Origin of the sequence: Spirosoma endophyticum (assembly GCF_900112365.1) — a bacterium.
Lineage (GTDB): Bacteria > Bacteroidota > Bacteroidia > Cytophagales > Spirosomataceae > Spirosoma > Spirosoma endophyticum.
Map to the genome: position 1 here is coordinate 1,554 of NZ_FOLQ01000048.1, position 16,753 is coordinate 18,306.

Genomic DNA, 16,753 nt, shown 5'->3' on the forward strand with positions numbered 1-16,753 from the left:
CGATGGTGGATAATGTGATTGTCCATTGCGTACAGATACCGCCAGTTGGGAATTTTACCCCCCACAAACTCCGCCTGCTCGAAAAGTTTCTCGTCGGGGATCGTTGTGATGGTTTGCCGCATAAAGGAGTAGAGCGCCTTCACCTCATCAAATACCTGTTGCTTAGTCACGGCCTTGGAGAGGTCACGGCCGTTTTTGTACGGATTGTCAATGCCTAACCGGGCCGACAGGAGCGTTGTGGTAAACTCGCAGCAATGCCGCCACTGCTCGGCAAAACTCATGGCTTCGGGCGTATATTTAAAGTCGTATGCTTGGGCTGGCATCTGGGTGGCCGTGATCAGTGTAAGCTGTTCGGACCTAGCAAAGGCCTCGAGTAACTCCCGGCGCACACGCTGGGCTTCGGATTCGAGGTCGATGATAGCGGGGCGGGCAAGGGCTGCCGTTGACAGCAGGCTAGTGCCCAAGAGGTTCTTGAGGAAACGGAGTCGGTTCATGGATGTAAATTGCCAAAAAGTTGATTATGAACCAAGTAAACTAATTGTAATGGTTTTGGCCGCGTTGAGATCGTAGCCCCACTAAGTTAAGAATACCATTTTGCTACGCTATGAAACGTACATTGCTTGAAGCAGACGAATGAAGATTCTAACGTCTCAAGCGGAAGCCTTTTTTGAGAATGCCATAATAACTTTTCTAATAAAAGCTGATCCAGCTATGGCTAAAGAGAAGTAATACATACGTTGATCAAACCGTTAAGCGTTATCTTTTCACTCAGTGATGCATTCAGGCTAGATATACGATCCAATATGCCTACCCATTTATCGCATTAACAAGTAAACGCCGATTAAACTCGTCACTACACCGATCTGGCGTAAGTGCCTTCTGCCTTGACTCGTTTCCACCAGTAGAAGCCCGCCAAAGGCACCAATCAAATGAAGACTAACCGTTGTAATTAAAAAGCCAAGGATGTATTCCGTGATCCCCTCGGTTCGGTTCATTTCTGAGACATGGGCGAACCCATGGCAAAAACCAAAAATACCCACCCCAAAACTAGCTACGAACCAACCAGTCGGTTGATCAATAGTGACAGCTAGACCCAGCATCAGTACCGACATCGCAATAGCTGTTTCCAAATACGGGATCATGGGGTAGATTATTCCCGCTACACCACCCAGAACCATCATCCCGGCAAAACAGGCTGGCACGATATAAATCGAGCGCCCCCCCAGTTGGGCACTCCAAGCCCCTACGGCCAGCATAGCCAGCAGATGGTCTAAACCTGTGAGCGGATGCAACAAACCCGTGCCACCCATACCATGACCCCAACAAGGCTGAATCCACAATAGCAGGAGGCTGATTAACAAGCATCCCTTAGCTAAGGGCGCTCGTCGGATGTTGTTTCGTTTTCTTATGATCATTCAGAATAAGCCCTAAAGCAAGTATGGCTGGAATCATGGGAAACAAGGCCGTATACATGCCAGAAAAGTAGGTGTAAGGCACTCCCTCCTGAACCATGCGAACAACCGGAAAAACCAGTAAATGAGTGGGCTCGCCGACAATCATGCCTACGATCATGAACCATAAAATAAAGTTGCCGAAAGCCTGCCTTTTCCAAAGGCTATAACCCGCGAACACCCAAACAAGAGGACCAATCAAAGTGATCAGATATTCAAATTCAGCATCACTCCAGGGATGGTGTGAAATGGCGGCAATACTTCGATTAAAATGCGTCAATACTTCCTCCCCGACATGGCCATAAAATAAAGCGAGTAAGAGCAGATATAGCGGAGCAACTTTATGGGGATCGGCGCTATTGTGAGCGGTTGTTTTTCGCCACCCGATGAGGCCACCCATCATGGAGCCAATGATGACACCAACTGGAAGCGGCCCCGCCTGAATGTACAAGGTAATTGCATACACGGCCCCAAAACTGACAAATAAACCCGACCATAAGTTGATCCGTCGAGTTGTCATTGACTCAATAGGTTGGGCAACGGCCGACGTTGGAGTTGACTTGGCCAGGGTTAATAAGCCCCAGGCGCTAAGCAAAAATTGCCCTATACCAATAAAAACACCCAGGAAATAGCTATGCGGGTATCGCGTTAACTGGGTTAGTTCTACGCCCACTTGGATCAAGGCTTCAAGGCCACAAAAGAGAAACCCCCAAAGCGCGAAGAACAGCCCGGTGGCAGGCTGTTTGATGAGCAAGTAGCCCCCCACTAAAAGCAAACAGACGGGGAGGCAAACTTGGATAAGGAACCAGTGGCTATAGGTGTTGGCCATGTGAGCCTGGAACAGGGTAGGGTACTGCGCCTGAACGAACTCACCATAGTGAGCTGCATAGCGAACGGTACTTAATCCCAATAGAGATACAATATTTATTAGGTAATAAACAACGACCCGTGGAGGAATTGGCTCTGATTTAGCCCGTCGAATCCAAACCAGTAGGGCTATTCCACTCAGCAAACTATACTCTAGGCCTACACCTATACCGGCTTGGGTAAAGAGACTAACCGAAACGGTGATCGCCAAGCAACCAATCCATAATTGAGGGGATAAATTGGTCCTGTTCATGAGTTCGTTGGGTTGAGTGGTTGGTTCAACAGTCGATCTTTAATGTGTTTTTTACGCTGTTGAATAAACTGTAGATACCCCATCGGGGTCAGGTCAAGCACTTTTTCTAACATGGGCTGAGCCACGAACGGATAGACACACAAAGCGACCATATCGGTAAAAAACTGCTGGGCTTCGTTAGCGGATGGAAAATGTTTTGCGAATTGGGTTAAATTGATTCGATGGTTACCGGCAAATACATCGATCATTCGTTGTGGATCTCGATTAATTTCGTGCAGCACAAATGCGGGTATTGTCGGGTTAGCCGACAGCGCGTCCAGGGTATGGTCAACGTAGTGGATGACGATCTGATTGAGGGGTAGTTCACTGGTTAGGATTAGCTCAATTTTAGCGATAAACAGGTCGAGGGCTTGTTGGAAAACTTGTTGGAATAGCTCCTCTTTGGTTTTAAAGTAATAGTGCAGCATGGCTTTATTGATGCCAGCTTTGTCGGCGATCTCTTGCATGCGGGCCCCATGAAGCCCTTTTTGTTGAAAGATGGTGACCGCTTCGGTTAAAATCCGACTTTGAGTAGATTCCTGAATGATAGCCATTAACTAACCAGTTGGTTAATGGCAAAGGTATATTAATTTATTGAAACATCCCTATAAAGAAGTTGAGCCTCAACAAATTCATCCTTGTTGGTTGAGAAATCCGAGGCTTCGTCTGATATATGACCTAGCTGTTGACCGTATTATTAAACGCCCATATATTGAAACAGATGTATGATGATCCTGTAGCTGGGGTATTCTTTATACCTATCAAGCGGCCAGCAGGGACTGACCGTCGCCACTGCGGTCCAGTTCGTCCCAGTTCACTCCGGCCTACACTAACCGGTTGCTCAATTGTTTTAACTGCCTATTTAGTACCGATTTATTTTGCTGGCAGTAGTGAGGTATCCCCTATAACTTTAATCAAATCCTTAATCATGATACATACGGCCAGATTTATGGAGCGATATAGGCAACGCATCTCCTCCGGTCTGTTGATAGGCTTGATCAGTATCGCCTGCACGGATCATACGCCGCCGACCGATCCTCCACCAGCTGTAGTCAATTGCCAACTCGCCAATGGCATGACTCGCCCCTACCCCTGCGAGTTTACCATTGAGAAATTAATTTTTTTGGGTAATGATGGCTCAACAATAGGCGAAGTAACGCCTACTGCTTCGCACATTACGCTCTCCATTGCTAAAGCAAAAACCAACACGCTCAGTGGAAATGCCGGCTCGATTACGTACGTGGTGAAAGCGGTTGTTCGTCGGCAGAATGCTCCTTCTTTTGCCGTTACTTCCGGGTATGTCCTTAGTTTCGCCTTTGTCACGAAAGCGCTTCAGTCGGACCCTAGACCCATCCTCACCGCTACACAAGGATTTCCGATGGCCATTAATCAACAACTGGAAACATCGTTTGAGCTCAGATTCAACTATTCGAAGTCGGGTTCATCCGTAACCTTTGAAAATGGCCCCCAATCATTTTTTATTGAAAACGACGTAACCACCACTAAGTTTGCGACTGTCAGCAGCGTACCCGTAAGCGATAAAGCAGAGGCATCGATCAACCTGCTTCCGGCCATCGTGGAGTAAGGAATCTTAGGTCTAATGGCAGAAAGGCAGGGAAATTTGGGGTTCGCAGTTGTGGCGGGTGTTCGATCAGTTATGACGTTTCTGCGTGAATTCACCGTCTCATTTAGGAGGGTTTTGTGGAACAATTATTTTGAATACCGGTCAAGTGGCCAACAGTCGGTGCGCCGACCCGGGTCTGCCGTCGCCACCGCGGTCTAGTTAAAGAGTCGAGAGGAAAAAACGCAGGATTCCAACCAATAGGAAAAAATCCAGGTCTTACAAAAAAGCCCTTTCTGCTATGAACTCTAAACGTACTGCCATTCTGCTACTTTGCTTACTGTTAGGATGTAAAGGCTCAGGCATAGAGTTAGGAGAAGTAGCCGCCATGACAAAGGGTTACCTTTTTATTGACAACTTCAGTAAGTCTTGCGGAGGTGGTGGCTTAGTAACGCTCATTAATTCGGACTCCTATTTGGCTATCAACTCAGTGCCAAGAGAGTTTGAAGGTAATTCTACTACACCTTTGCCAGTTTGGATACGCTATGAACGAGCGGCTCCAGATACGTGCACCCAAGCGACCAATCGGATCAAAATCCTGTCGATTCGTAAACGAGAGTAAGAACAAGTTTTTCCAAAACGCCTGATTTGAGCAGCAGAGTCATGAAAAGCTTTTCTCACAAGCAGGAGCATTTAGTGAGATTAGACTTGACACTTTTCTGAACAAATGTTACTTGGCTTCTTGTCCAGTAAAAGCTAGCAAGTCCACATTGTCTCTGATGGCTAATTCTATTCACCCTTAAAAGTCAGTCGAGGTTGCCAGAGCTTTCTCTAATGAGGCAATCAGACTCCGGTTATGTTGGTCGATGGCCCTGTATAAAGCTGTGTAAGGGGCCTGGTTTTGAGCAGCATTCGGGAGTTGGTATGATTGCAGCGGATTACCTTCCACCTTCAGATCCGTCAGGCTTATCTGGTATTTACCCTCCTTCACCTTGACGCTGAGCGTGTGCTCCATGTTGCCCTGCCAGTCAAGCCCTTGATATTTAACAGGTGTTCTCTGACTGCCTGTTCCCGTCAATACCCCACTTGATGAATCGTTTACCTGTAAGACGTCTTGTGGGGCATTGTACGTTTTGACAAACCATTTACGAGCCCGTTTGAAGAGCTCATCTTTAGTGGCACCCTCCACGTTGTTGTTGACTTGATAAGCGGGCTTACCCTCCGAGTCGAGGGGAATGATGCCGTTCAGTTTATCATCCTGAACCACGCTTTTTTGAGCGATGACGGGTAGGGTCAGTAGCAACGAGACCAGAAAGTAGAGCGGCTTAAGCATAGACGAGTGTTGGATTAATTGATGAACAGCAAGGTCGCTTAAATATCTGAATTTCACCCTGTTTCAGAAATTATTAAAGCGCAATGAGTATCATTAGCTTTCCATGAATTGAAAGCCAATGGCGATAGCAGGGGTGTGATCTAATTTGGCAAGTTCCACTTATAGCTTAGTAGGCCAGTGCACGTTACCAGTTGATCATCAAGCTTACCCTACACAGACAGCTACGTTGTTACATGTGTTTGGTCAGACGAGTGCTTGAGTAGCCCCCCCATTTTTCAAAGACGGCCGTATTGATCATACCTCGCCACTTCACAAAGAAGGGCTAGTGAATTCACTAGCCCTTACTTACCTTCCTCTTTTTTTAAACCAAACTTATTTTTGGCAGAAATGCTAATGATTTTACTTAACTTTTATGTATGCTCTGTATAGTTCTTTACCCGCAACTATGCTGGCTCACTACATTGAGTCAGTCGCGCTAAGGTTTCACCAACGCGACGCCTGGAAACCAGCAGCTGGTGTTTATCCACCAATTTTAGATAAACCGTCTTGGCATCCACCTTCCTTACTTGCTCGATATAACCAGGATTGACCAGCGTGGATTTGCTCAGGCGAATAAAGGTGGGTAACTGGGCTTCAAACCATTTCAGTGTACGACTGACTAGTAAGGGGGTAGGATTGGCATCCAGATAAACATTTGTATAGTTTCCATCTCCCTCCAGGCGTACGATGAGTTGAGCGTCACGGATATGGCGATAGCCTGGTAGTAGAAAAGGGATTTCTGGTTTGGAGGAAGGAAGCATTCTTTCGCATTAAAAGTGAATAGACCGTGCGGGGCCTATTCACCACCCATTTTCGTTTCAACAACCCTGATTGTCAAGGTAGACAAAGATAGGAATTCTACTTTATGAATATGTTACCCTTCACCTATAAAAATATTATTACAGAAAATACTTGTTCTTTTTTAAGCTTAAATTGGCACTAGCTTGATCCAGTAAGATAATTTATTGACTAAACGTAACAATAGCTATTGTTACGGTGTGAGTTGTTTGAGAAGTCGCCTAAACCGTTCCTGTAGTCCATCCAAGGCGTGCGCTTTTCGTACGATCGGTTGAGGGCTAAGGGTATTCAAGTCGAGGAAATACCTATAATCATCATTCCGGTCCTCATTAAGGCTCTTCTCAAACGAATTGACTGTAGGATGATCCTCAAGGGCTATTTGATCAATCAAGCTATTAATTATGGTGTACTGGGCAACAATTGTATCATTATCCGTATCGGCCGTAAAGGTTAAGAATGTTTCGATTTGACCGATCAGATCGGGTTTAATATCCTGGGTTTGCATAACTAAAACAATGAATTACATTCATACTTTAACTCAGTACGCTTCGTAAGGTTTTTATAGAAGCCAGACAGGTTTGGGCAATGTGAAGTTTATTAAGCCTGACCGATACGGTTTCTAACCTAAAATAGAGTTTTGAGCCGATGACTATACAGGGGGGCCGAATTACACCCCTCATTCCTTAGAATAGGCTTAACAGTCTCAGCCATGGTTGAGACTGTATTATAAAAATTCGCTATGGTTTATAATTTATCTATATGAATTAACATAAACTTGGAGTAAACAACCAAACAATATAAATTGCTTTTAGTATAGTAATATGTTGTAACTACGAAGTAGCTTATAGCCATCTTCATTAACTATCCGCTTGTCAACCATCAGTCATTTAAAACCATGAGTAAACGCTACTACCATCTGTGTTTAGTCGCCTTACTGGGGCTTATCTTCTTATCCGCTTGCACAACCAATTCAAACGACACCCCTTCCCCCGTCGGTGGTGCCCTGTCGGGAACCGTCCAGCTTTGGGATGATAAAACCAGTACACTGGCCGATAATAGTGGCGTAATAGTAACAGTTGATGATTTGACCGGTGTTAGTACCACTACGGACGCTGCCGGAAAATATAGTTTCGCTAATATTGCTTACGGCTTACATGATTTAACCATGAGTAAAGCGGGGTATGGCACCTACCGATTATTTGGCGTTTCGAATACCAGTTCAACCAATGGTACAATTTTGCCCGCTACTCAATTGGGTAAACTAGCGACGACAACCGTTATCTCCCTTACCCTTTCCGGCAATACGTACAATGGTACCTCTGGCGTGAGTGTACTCTACTCGATTGCTCCTGTCCCTATCGCTACAAACCGCGGCTATGTACGTTACTTTTTAAGCACTGATCCAGCGGTTTCCAGTACGAACTACATGTACACTTCAGCGGTTGTCTCGGTGCTTAACAACAATGTGACCGGTGGTTTTGCCAAAGAAGATCTCTTAACAGCTGGCTTCAAGAGTGGTCAGACGGTTTATCTTCGGCTTTATGGGGAATCCATTCAAAGTAATACGTACGTAGATCCGAACGTTGGGACGAGAGTGTTTCCCAACCTAAACCTTACGACAGTCGGAGCGGTCTCGTTTTTGGTACCCTAAATAAACTTAAGGGCATTTGGCTACGTAGGCAGTGCAGTAAATGTAGGTGTTTCAGTCATAGGCGGCATCTTAACAGTACTAACACGCGTTTGAGCGAGATCCGGCTCCCATACACTTATGACGAATAATCAGTTGGCAATTCTCCTTTACTCACCAGATAATCAATGACGATCCGCTCCAGTATATCCTGCACCGATTCGCCCGTATTGATTTTATGAATCCGTAACGCCTTACCGACGGGCTTACTCAGGAAAACATTGAAGTGATCCTTGGGCTCGTCTTTGGATTTTGCCGGTTTCTTGGGCAACTCCTCCCCTACCGGCACCACCTGCGTAATGACGGGCTTGGCAGGCTGGTCAAACTTTTCAAGAAACTTAGCTTTGTTATCGGGTTTGTCGCTCTTCATAGGTGGTAATGAATTTCCATGGCCAATAGTGAAATCTCCTGTTGCGCTTTCTCATCGTCAGATCCGAACACACCATTAGTCATAGCCGACCGTGTATACGAAACACGCTGTCCGATACGGGTCATTAGAATGGGTATATCAAACTTGGCCAGCATATCCAGCACGTCCCGCGTTACGGAATTGCGGTGCTGGACCTGGTTTAGAACGATACCCGACTTGGGAACGCTGGAGGCTTTTAAAATCGTGGCGGTCGCTTTCATAGCCAGCGCGTCAAGATAGCCCGGGCGGACGGGTAATAAAGCATAATCCGTTATCGCCAGCAGCTTAGGTAATTCTATATCATTACGTGGTGACGTATCGATCAGCAGTACCTGCGCATCAACCTGGCCAGCCAGAACCCGTTCCACACTAACCAGGTCAACGCCTTCCAGCATATCAGCTATATCCGTTAGACTACCCTGCGAGTCCGCATCGCAGATAGCCACCTTAGCGCCTTCCTTAGCAAAAAACAACGCTAAGTTTAGCGTAAGGGTGGTTTTGCCAACTCCTCCCTTCTGCTGGAGTATCGTGATTGTCTTCATTACTGCAAGTATAATTAAATAACTAGGTAACCAAAAAACCAGTCGACCAAATAGTTGAAAGACCAACTGGTTAAGTAGTCTTTTGGTAGATCGGTTATCTGGTTAAATAACCAAATGGTTTTTTAGTTAATTAGTCTTTTGGTTTTGTGGTTATTTGGTTAAATTCGAGTATGGCAACTAAGAAGGCAGAAAAAACTCTTTACCTTGATACCGCAAAGCCCGAAACACGCCGGATCATCTATGAGGCTATTCGGACCCTGAATGATGGGCAGTATACCATTGACTTAACCCGGCAACGCTGGCGAGTGGGTGCTGGCCAACGCGGTTATTATTGGGGTTACGTAGTAGTTGAGGTTGGTAAGCTTATCGACAGAGGGAGGGAGGAGACCGACAAAGTATTGAACGCACTGTTTCTATCGGAGCAGTGGACGATTGCCGGTACGTCGGTGAGAGTTGTTAAATCCCTTTCCGACCTGGACCCGGCCGGTGCCATGGATTACTTCAACGCCATTGCTGTGTGGGTGTATAATACGTACCATGTCCGCTTGGACGCGCCAGATCCAAATAGGAGCAGTAGAACGAATAGCAGGAGTGAGGACTAGTTTTCAAAAAACCTTTACTTAACGAATCTTAGCATTTCAGCGGCTACTTTCGCAGCTCCATACTGTTCGAACTATTATGCTCTTCACGGTAATAAAACAAAACCCCGACTAGTGCCGGGGCTTGTTGATGCTTATCCAACAATATGAAAAAATCATATGTTAGCTAAATCTAATTAAAAGTTACTGTGGGTCAAGTAGTTACGTGTAAAGTAGCTCAAATAGTTAGTTCAGAATGGAAGGCAAGCAACTGTTGGCCAAATTTTTAAGCCACCCAGTAAATAAGTAGGGGCACTATGAAGTCAGCCAGATTGATGACCGCACATTGTACGCAAGGTTGTGTACAACATTCATTGTACACCCCCGTATTGACCCAATTAGGTCAACAGTTGAGTGCCCTTCAGCGCACCTACCCCTGGCTCGGCAGTATACTCGACCGCCAAGAAATGAGTTAAAGCGCCCTGACGATTGTAGAGGGGCTCAATGCGCATGTGACACAGATAAGCGGAACCCGATTTATGATAATTCACCAGCTCAACTTCGACCGGTTGAGCGCCCCTTAACTGCTCCCGCACGTAGCCCAGCATCCTAGCGTCTGTAGCCGGGCCCTGGAGCAGGTTGGGATGTAGACCCACTACATCACTCGGCTGATGACCCGTTAGGCTACCAAAACTTTGACTTGTCCACAGGATCAGTTCGTTGGAGTCGGTGATGATGACCGTATGCCCCTGATTTAAGGCAGTGTGATACGACTGCTGCTGGTGAAGGGTTAGTGACCAGTTGAAAAGATGATGAAGTTGAGTAAACAAGGCTACATCTGTGCTTTGCTGCTGCTGTTGTGTGATCCACTGCTCTAAATCAACCAGCTCCTTTTGTTGGCGAAGTAAGATTAAGGCGCGTTGGGTCTTGTGGCGCAAAAGACTCTCGGCTTGCTGGGCCCTATAGCGAGCGATGGCTTTGGTCCATCCCAACGGATGGAGAAATAAACTAATCTGAGCCATTTCGTGTCGATGGCGTTTATCTAACTGAGATTCGGCTTGCTCTTCAGCGGCCTGATTATCTTTTAGTTCCTGGCGGTGGTTGGTTTGCAGGGCTAGGCGCAAAAGAGCCCATCCGGTCTGGGTGAACTGAGTTAATTTTTTAGGCATGGCGTGAATCGGCTTGACGTGTGACCTGCGGCTAAGACCATCCGCCGTTTGCACTAGAACGCCTAAAGCCCTGGCCTTGTTAAGCTAAGAGTCGTTGGAGACTAGCCTGTTCCGTGACTAAGGTTTGCTGGTGACGCTTCAGGGTAGCTTCGAGCTGATGCAGCATTCGACTTCGATGAGGCTCCCGGAGAATAGCCTTGGAAACGTGTTGAAACCGAAGCCTAGACTGATCAACTAGTTGTTCCAGACAGGCAATGCAGGTTTCGTGTCGTCGAATGCGTCGGATTCTTAGTACCAGGAGATGTTGGGTATAAAGGGCTTTGATTTCAACCGGGTCCGATAAGATCTGTTGCCAGGCTCGCTGGAGCTTCCTCAGGGCGGGCAAATGGGCTATTCCGGTTAACGCTTCTACCGGGACATCATTAAGACGGCCTGCCTCCAGGATCGAGACCTGTAGCAGCCGGTGCCCCTCTGCCGCGATATTATCCAGTAGACCCAGACCTACCTCTAAGTCGACCTCCCCAACGAAAGCCTCCCGAATTTCCCCTAGGGCATCAGCGGTGGTAAAGAAAAAGATCATAACCTGTTACTCGTTATGAAGCTGATTCTGATAGTCCATCAACTCTTCCTTTGTGGCAAACAAACTCGTTCGGTGCGGCAAAAGCTGAACGGTTACATTGACCCGTGCCTCGCCCGTATGCTCACCCATTGGCTTTAAGCCGTACACAGCCGAGGTTATAACCAACTCATGGGTTTCTTTAGGTTGGCGAATAAGTAAGGTATTGGCCAGGCTCCCATCTAAAATAATCTGCATAATGATTCCCTGAAAGTAGGGAAATTCATGGGTGGCTCCGAAAGGTTGATCCACCCAGACGGTATCACCCACCTTAAAAGGAACATCAACGGGTTTTAATGTTAGGTGCATGCTGGTAGCGAGTTAGCAAGTAACTTGACCGACAGCTTATAAGGCAGAACAGGAGCGGCGAAGGGACTCAGAATGAACTGATTAGTAGAGCAACTCCAACAGCAAGGATTATGTTCATAAACGCTTGGATATACGTCTCACAGAGTTGGCCTGGGTAATGTCTTACTTACCCAGGTTCGAGGAGGTCGTACTATCTGGGTAGTAGATGAGGGAACGTATTTATCGAAATGGATCAGTACCCATTCAGACGATCTATACTTAACAAGCCCGTCTATTCAGCTATTCGGAAGTGAGCTGTCCGGAACTTTCCAAAATGGCAAAGGGCGGGGTCATCAGAGAAAAATAGGCCTAAAAGTGGGGGTATTTCTGGACAAGCGCCACTGAAGCAGCAGGTTATATGCAAACACAGGTGCAATTTTTTAACTATTTGATAATCAAGGCTAGCTTGCTTTTTGTAGTTGGGTACACAGATGGCTGACTAACAGTTTAAATACACCACGGTTGGGCATAGGCAGTGGCTCAAGTTGAATTTACTGGCGCTTATTCTTTTCCCAATGCTTGGGTCTCATTCAGCAACTTATCACAGCGCTCCATTAATTCTTTGGCCCGTTTTATAGACGCTTTTTGAGAGGTCAGCGTAGCTATCATCTTTATTTTGGCTTGACCAGCGGCTTCCAGTAGGTTGCCTACCTCAGCTAGCGGCCGATCAAAGACCGTCTGATTACTTTGCAATAAAACGTGAAAGCGGGCACTAGCCATAGTGGTCATGGAAAGGTAACCACAAGGTAAGATATGAAACATAATTAACCTATTTTTCCCGTCCTAATGTTGCAATAAGGCCGCTTCCCATTCGCGCTGAAGCAACTGTAGGGATCTTTTTATAGGCTGTCCATCAAAGGCTTCAACAGGTAGCCAGATGGCGTTGCCCTGGGATTCTGAGAGCTTTACGCTGATTAGTTGCCAGCCATTCCTAACCAGCTGAGAGAGCGAATCCAGACAGGTTTCAATGGTTTCTCCTCCATAACTGCATTCGTAATACTCTCCCTGGGGATCGGAACATGAAAAATATACCAGTACCATATAGACTGAGTTTTCGTTTTGCCAGTATGCGAATTAAAAACAGAAGCAGCCCAGAAGGGCTTATGTTTCGCCTGAGTTATCTAACGGCTCGCAGGTCTATTTATCCATCATAAAAGGCAAGCAGTGTTGAGGGGGTAGTGCTACTATCTACGTGAAGTAAAGGTTGAAAAGGAAAGGAAAAATACAACTTAGATCGGCAGGGGTCGACTCACTGTCAAACGGTGTTTGCGCTGTTTTTGTCGTCTGCAAAACGGTGTCATTTTACTTTTAGCAAGATGTGTTTTTGTCCTACAAAAACCTCCCCAGCCCTATAAACCTCTAGCCTCCGAAGTTGGCAGATCCACAAAACAGACACCTTCGTTTTGTACAATGGTGGAGTTTTATGCAGCAGAAAACATATCTTGTTAATAATGAAAAGGTGAGGTAGCAGGCAGAGAAATTTACGGTTGTTGCATTAGCGCAATCAAGGGTTTCCTAACGCGAACAACATATCTTGCTGATAGGGTAATCAAGAGTTTTCAGGCCCGCAAAACACATCTTGCTATAAGCTTAATATGGAGTTTTGCTAATAAGAAAACACATCTTGTTAATAGTGAAAAAGTGCCAGTGTGGTAGTGGGTAAACGGGTATAAAGTACAACGGGTACGCGGGGTAACGGTACTGCAGGATAGTGGTTTTTAGGGTAAGTGGGTAGTTAGTACTTTGGGATAGTGGGTAATTGGGGTAACGGTACAGTGGGTTATTGGGTAGTCTTTATTCGACATTAGCACCCCAGCATTTGACCGCCCAATGCCAGACACAGCCATACCCTAAGTCATATTGAACAGCGTTTAGGGCTTTAATTAATTATATCGATTACCATCATAAAAGACCTGAAGTGCCCGCAGGATTGCATTATTGGGGAGTGTCATCACCGACTGATCGCCAGAGTCCAACTTGACCACCTCCTGAATCGCTTCCAGGTTGCGTTGCGTAATGGTCTCGTAGCCCATGGCCCACTGAGGGAAAAGACGCTGGCTGATCGGCCGATTGATGACTTGTGAAACATTGTTGTGTCTGGGATCTAGCGCGATGCGCTGATAGAGGGATTCAACTGCTTGTTTATTCCCTTTAACGTAAAGTAAAACTTCGGTAATCCCTAATTGGCTATTCTGGCTCCGACTATAGGCGAGCAAGCTCAGTAGCTCGGCTTCCTCAAAGGGGTTTACGGCCACACTGAAGTAGATCAGAGAGGTATCCAAACACCAGTTTATTTATAGAGGCAAATACACTCTGAAGGTGGCTCCTTGGCCGGGCTTACTACTCGCCGTAATCGCCCCGCCATGATTAGCCACCACCTTTTCACAAATCGCTAAGCCAATGCCCGTACCCCCAAACTCACTTTTTCCGTGCAGCCGCTGAAAGACCTGGAAGATACGGTCCAGGTACTTCTCGTCGAAACCAACCCCCTGGTCGACTATCTCCAGGCAGTGGTAGGCCTGGGCAGAACGAGTGGGTTTGACCCCAGTCGGCAGGTCGCTGGCGGCGACTTGGCCAGCCCGGATCTCAATCTGAGGCACGGCACCCGGTTGGCAAAACTTGATGGCATTCCCCACCAGATTCTGCAACAGTTGCCCCAGTTGCGAAGCGTCACCAGACACCGTGGGTAAGGAACCTACCACCACGACGGCTCCTGTTTCCTGAAGGCGCAACTCGAGTTCGGTTAAGACCGTCTGAAGCACCTCATTGAGGGGCACTAACTGAGTGGATTCCTGTTGGATGGTAATGCGGGAATAGGTCAGTAGGTCTCGAATCAAGGTCGACATCCGGCTGGCCGCCCACTGCATGCGCTCCAAGTAGGTAAGGCCCTCTCCTAATTGGGGGCCATACTGGTTCTTGAGCAGATCGCCAAATTGCTGCACCTTGCGCAAGGGTTCCTGTAAATCATGACTAGCAATGTAGGCAAACTGGGTCAAATTGTCGTTGGACCGTTGCAGGTCGAGAATGGAGTCATTCAACTGACCGGTACGCTGTTGCACTTGTTGGTCTAATTGAGCTGATAAGTCCCGGAGACTAGCTTCGCTTTTTTCAACCTGCTGCTGGGCCAGCACCTGGTCGGTCACCTCGACAGCCACCGCCATAACGCCCGAAATACGCCCCGGGCCGGCCGACTGGTCAGCTTCTCGATAGGCCACATACAGTAAATTGATATAGATGGTTTTCAGGCCCTCAGGACGCGGCAAGTTAACCGGAATGCCTTGAGCGGAATACGATTCGCCCGTGGTAAATACATGATCCAGTAAGGCTTCGTAACCCTGATGTTTCGCTTCGGGTAAGCCCTCAAACATGGGTTTATCCATGACATCCGTGGCCGGTCGACCCCAGAACTCAATCATGCGCTCATTGGCCGTCTCTACCACATGCTGGGGTCCCTTATAGATGCACATGGCCATGGGTGATTTGAGAATCATGTTCCGCAGGTTACGCTCACTTTCTTCCAGCGCCATTCGGGCTAACACCTGCTGAGTCACTTCGGTACAGACCACCGTCACACCGGTGATACGATCATCCTGTTCATAGAAGGGCTCGTAAACAAAGTCAATGTAGGTCTGCTCCAGCTGCTCATGGCGCACTAAACGTACGGGTAGCTCTTTGGCGATGAACCGCTCACCTGTCCTGAAGACCCCGTTTAACAATTCTTCGTAGCCCTGGCCACGAGCCTCGGGAAGGGCCTCGAAGAGCGGTTTATTGATGACCTGTTCCCGGGTTCGGTTCCAATAGGTTAACACACTCTGATTGGCCAGGGTAATAATAAATTAGGGGCCGTAGAACAGGGCCATCGCCACCGGTGCCTGGTCAATGAAGGTGTGAAACAAGCGATCTTTGAGGGCTTGATCGAAGGGCTCAGTCATAGAGTAGCTTTTTTTAGCCTGCTAAAAGAGCCGGGTAGGTTAGTGGCGTAGCAAACGTATAACGTAGGCACCCTGGGAAGGTTTGACCCAGCTCCAAAACAGATCGTACACTTTTGTCGAAAACAAAGCCGCCCTCCTACAAAACCGAATGGAGGCTACCCTTGGTAGACGGGTTTAAACGGCCTACTTGGCTTTGTTACAGAAGCACTGGTCAGGTTTGCTGTCCATTAATCGATCATTACCCGATCTAGCAAACGCTTTACCTGCGGAGCCTGGAACCTGCACCCGCGCGCATTTTTTGTTGAGTTACGGGGCACAATCTATGTAGGATATGTAGAAAATGTAGGCCCTAAAACATCTTTTTATTTTTTACACTTCCTGTGACTACCTGACAAATCATCCGTTTAACCATAAACCCATTAAAGCCCAGTCAGGGAGGACTGGGCTTTAATGGGTCTAATTGGACTTGATATCGTCACCAATTATCCTTTATAGGGCCGCAACCAGAGTGTAATGAGTCCAATCAGCACAGCCAATTCAGGCATGATCTATTTTGTAAATTTTATCCACAGGCCTATGGTGCTGACCGTGAATGAGCGCAAAAAGAGGTGTGCACAGGCCTTTTCTGTGCGCGTAGGTCATCACGAGCAAAACGTCCTTTTATAGCGTGCTTTAAGTACGTTTAGTATGTTCTACAGCCTGCCAAACATACCCCTTTTGTCCGTTTTGTAGGGTAGTCGTATGGGCGTTTTGAATAGAAAAATTTCTTCTTCAATAAGTCTATTTACAGCTAATAGACGTACATGGGACTATATTTATGAAGATAGTTGTAGACGATAAACCATGAGTTGACTTGTCCTGAACCCCTAAAAGTGAGCCAGTGAAAAGTAGAGTAAAAAAAACTAACTTTCACAGGTTTATAAAAGGGAAATGAAAGCAGCACGATTCACCGAATCGCAGATTGTGGCGATTCTCAAACAGCAGGACAGCGGACAAACCGCTCCGGCGGCCCGGCGTCGCTCAAATCAGCCGGGAGCACGGCATTAGTGAAGCCACCTTTTACGGATGGAAAGCCAAATTCGGCGGTATGCAGGCTTCAGAAGTCAAACGGTTAAAAGACCTCGAAGAAGA

20 protein-coding genes and 1 pseudogene are annotated in these 16,753 nt (G+C 46.9%); 5 read left to right on the top strand and 16 right to left on the bottom strand.

The window, feature by feature from the left end; translation table 11 throughout:
• From BM202_RS35270 to BM202_RS35285, 4 genes are all read right to left on the bottom strand, one after another.
• Positions 1-494, bottom strand: a 494-nt coding sequence (locus BM202_RS35270; RefSeq protein ID WP_143100878.1) for a DinB family protein, incomplete at its 3' end; no start/stop codon positions are given.
• 321 nt (positions 495-815) lie between these two features.
• A complete protein-coding gene (locus tag BM202_RS35275; RefSeq protein WP_093835117.1) occupies positions 816-1,415 on the bottom strand; it encodes a HupE/UreJ family protein in 600 nt (199 codons plus the stop codon).
• Positions 1,369-2,571 (bottom strand): hypothetical protein, encoded by a 1,203-nt coding sequence (locus BM202_RS35280; protein ID WP_093835119.1) that lies wholly within the window; start codon positions 2,569-2,571, stop codon positions 1,369-1,371. Before BM202_RS35280 ends, BM202_RS35275 begins: the two co-directional genes overlap by 47 nt.
• Positions 2,568-3,164, bottom strand: a complete 597-nt coding sequence (locus BM202_RS35285; RefSeq protein WP_093835121.1) for a TetR/AcrR family transcriptional regulator — start codon at positions 3,162-3,164, stop codon at positions 2,568-2,570. The genes BM202_RS35280 and BM202_RS35285 overlap by 4 nt, the downstream gene beginning before the upstream one ends.
• A 521-nt stretch (positions 3,165-3,685) precedes the next feature.
• On the opposite strand from BM202_RS35285, the gene BM202_RS35290 reads away from it, so the two are divergent.
• The gene (locus tag BM202_RS35290) at positions 3,686-4,195 is read left to right on the top strand and encodes a hypothetical protein (protein WP_093835123.1); all 510 of its coding nucleotides are present in this window, start codon (positions 3,686-3,688) and stop codon (positions 4,193-4,195) included.
• A 277-nt stretch (positions 4,196-4,472) separates the two neighbouring features.
• Complete coding sequence (locus tag BM202_RS36980; protein ID WP_143100876.1) at positions 4,473-4,793, top strand: hypothetical protein; 321 nt, start codon at positions 4,473-4,475, stop codon at positions 4,791-4,793.
• Between the two features lie 177 nt (positions 4,794-4,970).
• Here the strand turns inward: BM202_RS36980 and BM202_RS35295 are convergent, their stop codons facing one another.
• The 3 genes from BM202_RS35295 to BM202_RS35305 form a co-directional block, all read right to left on the bottom strand.
• Complete coding sequence (locus BM202_RS35295) at positions 4,971-5,504, bottom strand: DUF4468 domain-containing protein (protein WP_093835125.1); 534 nt, start codon at positions 5,502-5,504, stop codon at positions 4,971-4,973.
• Positions 5,505-5,947: 443 nt separating this feature from the next.
• Positions 5,948-6,304 carry a LytR/AlgR family response regulator transcription factor gene (locus BM202_RS35300; protein ID WP_093835127.1) on the bottom strand — a complete coding sequence of 119 codons (357 nt, stop codon included), beginning with the start codon at positions 6,302-6,304 and terminating at the stop codon, positions 5,948-5,950.
• A gap of 230 nt (positions 6,305-6,534) precedes the next feature.
• Positions 6,535-6,846 carry a hypothetical protein gene (locus BM202_RS35305; RefSeq protein ID WP_093835129.1) on the bottom strand — a complete coding sequence of 104 codons (312 nt, stop codon included), beginning with the start codon at positions 6,844-6,846 and terminating at the stop codon, positions 6,535-6,537.
• Positions 6,847-7,236: 390 nt separating this feature from the next.
• Between BM202_RS35305 and BM202_RS35310 the strand changes: the two genes are divergently transcribed.
• The gene (locus BM202_RS35310; protein ID WP_093835131.1) at positions 7,237-7,992 is read left to right on the top strand and encodes a carboxypeptidase-like regulatory domain-containing protein; all 756 of its coding nucleotides are present in this window, start codon (positions 7,237-7,239) and stop codon (positions 7,990-7,992) included.
• Between the two features lie 115 nt (positions 7,993-8,107).
• Here the strand turns inward: BM202_RS35310 and BM202_RS35315 are convergent, their stop codons facing one another.
• Both BM202_RS35315 and BM202_RS35320 read right to left on the bottom strand, forming a co-directional pair.
• Entirely contained in the window at positions 8,108-8,398 is a 291-nt protein-coding gene (locus BM202_RS35315) for a hypothetical protein (RefSeq protein ID WP_093835133.1), read from the bottom strand.
• Positions 8,395-8,979: a ParA family protein gene (locus tag BM202_RS35320; protein ID WP_093835135.1), complete on the bottom strand. Its 585-nt coding sequence runs from the start codon at positions 8,977-8,979 to the stop codon at positions 8,395-8,397. Before BM202_RS35320 ends, BM202_RS35315 begins: the two co-directional genes overlap by 4 nt.
• Before the next feature lie 170 nt (positions 8,980-9,149).
• On the opposite strand from BM202_RS35320, the gene BM202_RS35325 reads away from it, so the two are divergent.
• On the top strand, positions 9,150-9,581 hold the full coding sequence (locus tag BM202_RS35325; protein WP_093835137.1) for a hypothetical protein: 432 nt from the start codon (positions 9,150-9,152) through the stop codon (positions 9,579-9,581).
• A 374-nt stretch (positions 9,582-9,955) separates the two neighbouring features.
• Here the strand turns inward: BM202_RS35325 and BM202_RS35330 are convergent, their stop codons facing one another.
• From BM202_RS35330 to BM202_RS35360, 7 genes are all read right to left on the bottom strand, one after another.
• Positions 9,956-10,726, bottom strand: coding sequence for a PAS domain-containing protein (locus tag BM202_RS35330; protein ID WP_093835139.1), 771 nt, complete (start codon positions 10,724-10,726; stop codon positions 9,956-9,958).
• A gap of 79 nt (positions 10,727-10,805) precedes the next feature.
• Positions 10,806-11,306 (bottom strand): hypothetical protein, encoded by a 501-nt coding sequence (locus tag BM202_RS35335; protein ID WP_093835141.1) that lies wholly within the window; start codon positions 11,304-11,306, stop codon positions 10,806-10,808.
• Between the two features lie 6 nt (positions 11,307-11,312).
• On the bottom strand, positions 11,313-11,651 hold the full coding sequence (locus tag BM202_RS35340) for a hypothetical protein (protein WP_093835142.1): 339 nt from the start codon (positions 11,649-11,651) through the stop codon (positions 11,313-11,315).
• A 540-nt stretch (positions 11,652-12,191) separates the two neighbouring features.
• Positions 12,192-12,410 (bottom strand): hypothetical protein, encoded by a 219-nt coding sequence (locus BM202_RS35345; RefSeq protein ID WP_093835144.1) that lies wholly within the window; start codon positions 12,408-12,410, stop codon positions 12,192-12,194.
• Positions 12,411-12,473: 63 nt separating this feature from the next.
• Positions 12,474-12,731 (bottom strand): hypothetical protein, encoded by a 258-nt coding sequence (locus BM202_RS35350; protein WP_093835146.1) that lies wholly within the window; start codon positions 12,729-12,731, stop codon positions 12,474-12,476.
• A gap of 842 nt (positions 12,732-13,573) precedes the next feature.
• Entirely contained in the window at positions 13,574-13,972 is a 399-nt protein-coding gene (locus BM202_RS35355) for a BLUF domain-containing protein (protein WP_177236818.1), read from the bottom strand.
• Positions 13,973-13,984: 12 nt separating this feature from the next.
• Positions 13,985-15,523, bottom strand: coding sequence for a sensor histidine kinase (locus tag BM202_RS35360; protein ID WP_317039747.1), 1,539 nt, complete (start codon positions 15,521-15,523; stop codon positions 13,985-13,987).
• Positions 15,524-16,552: 1,029 nt separating this feature from the next.
• Here BM202_RS35360 and BM202_RS35365 point away from each other — a divergent pair.
• Positions 16,553-16,753: pseudogene (locus BM202_RS35365) on the top strand (transposase); the annotation flags it as partial.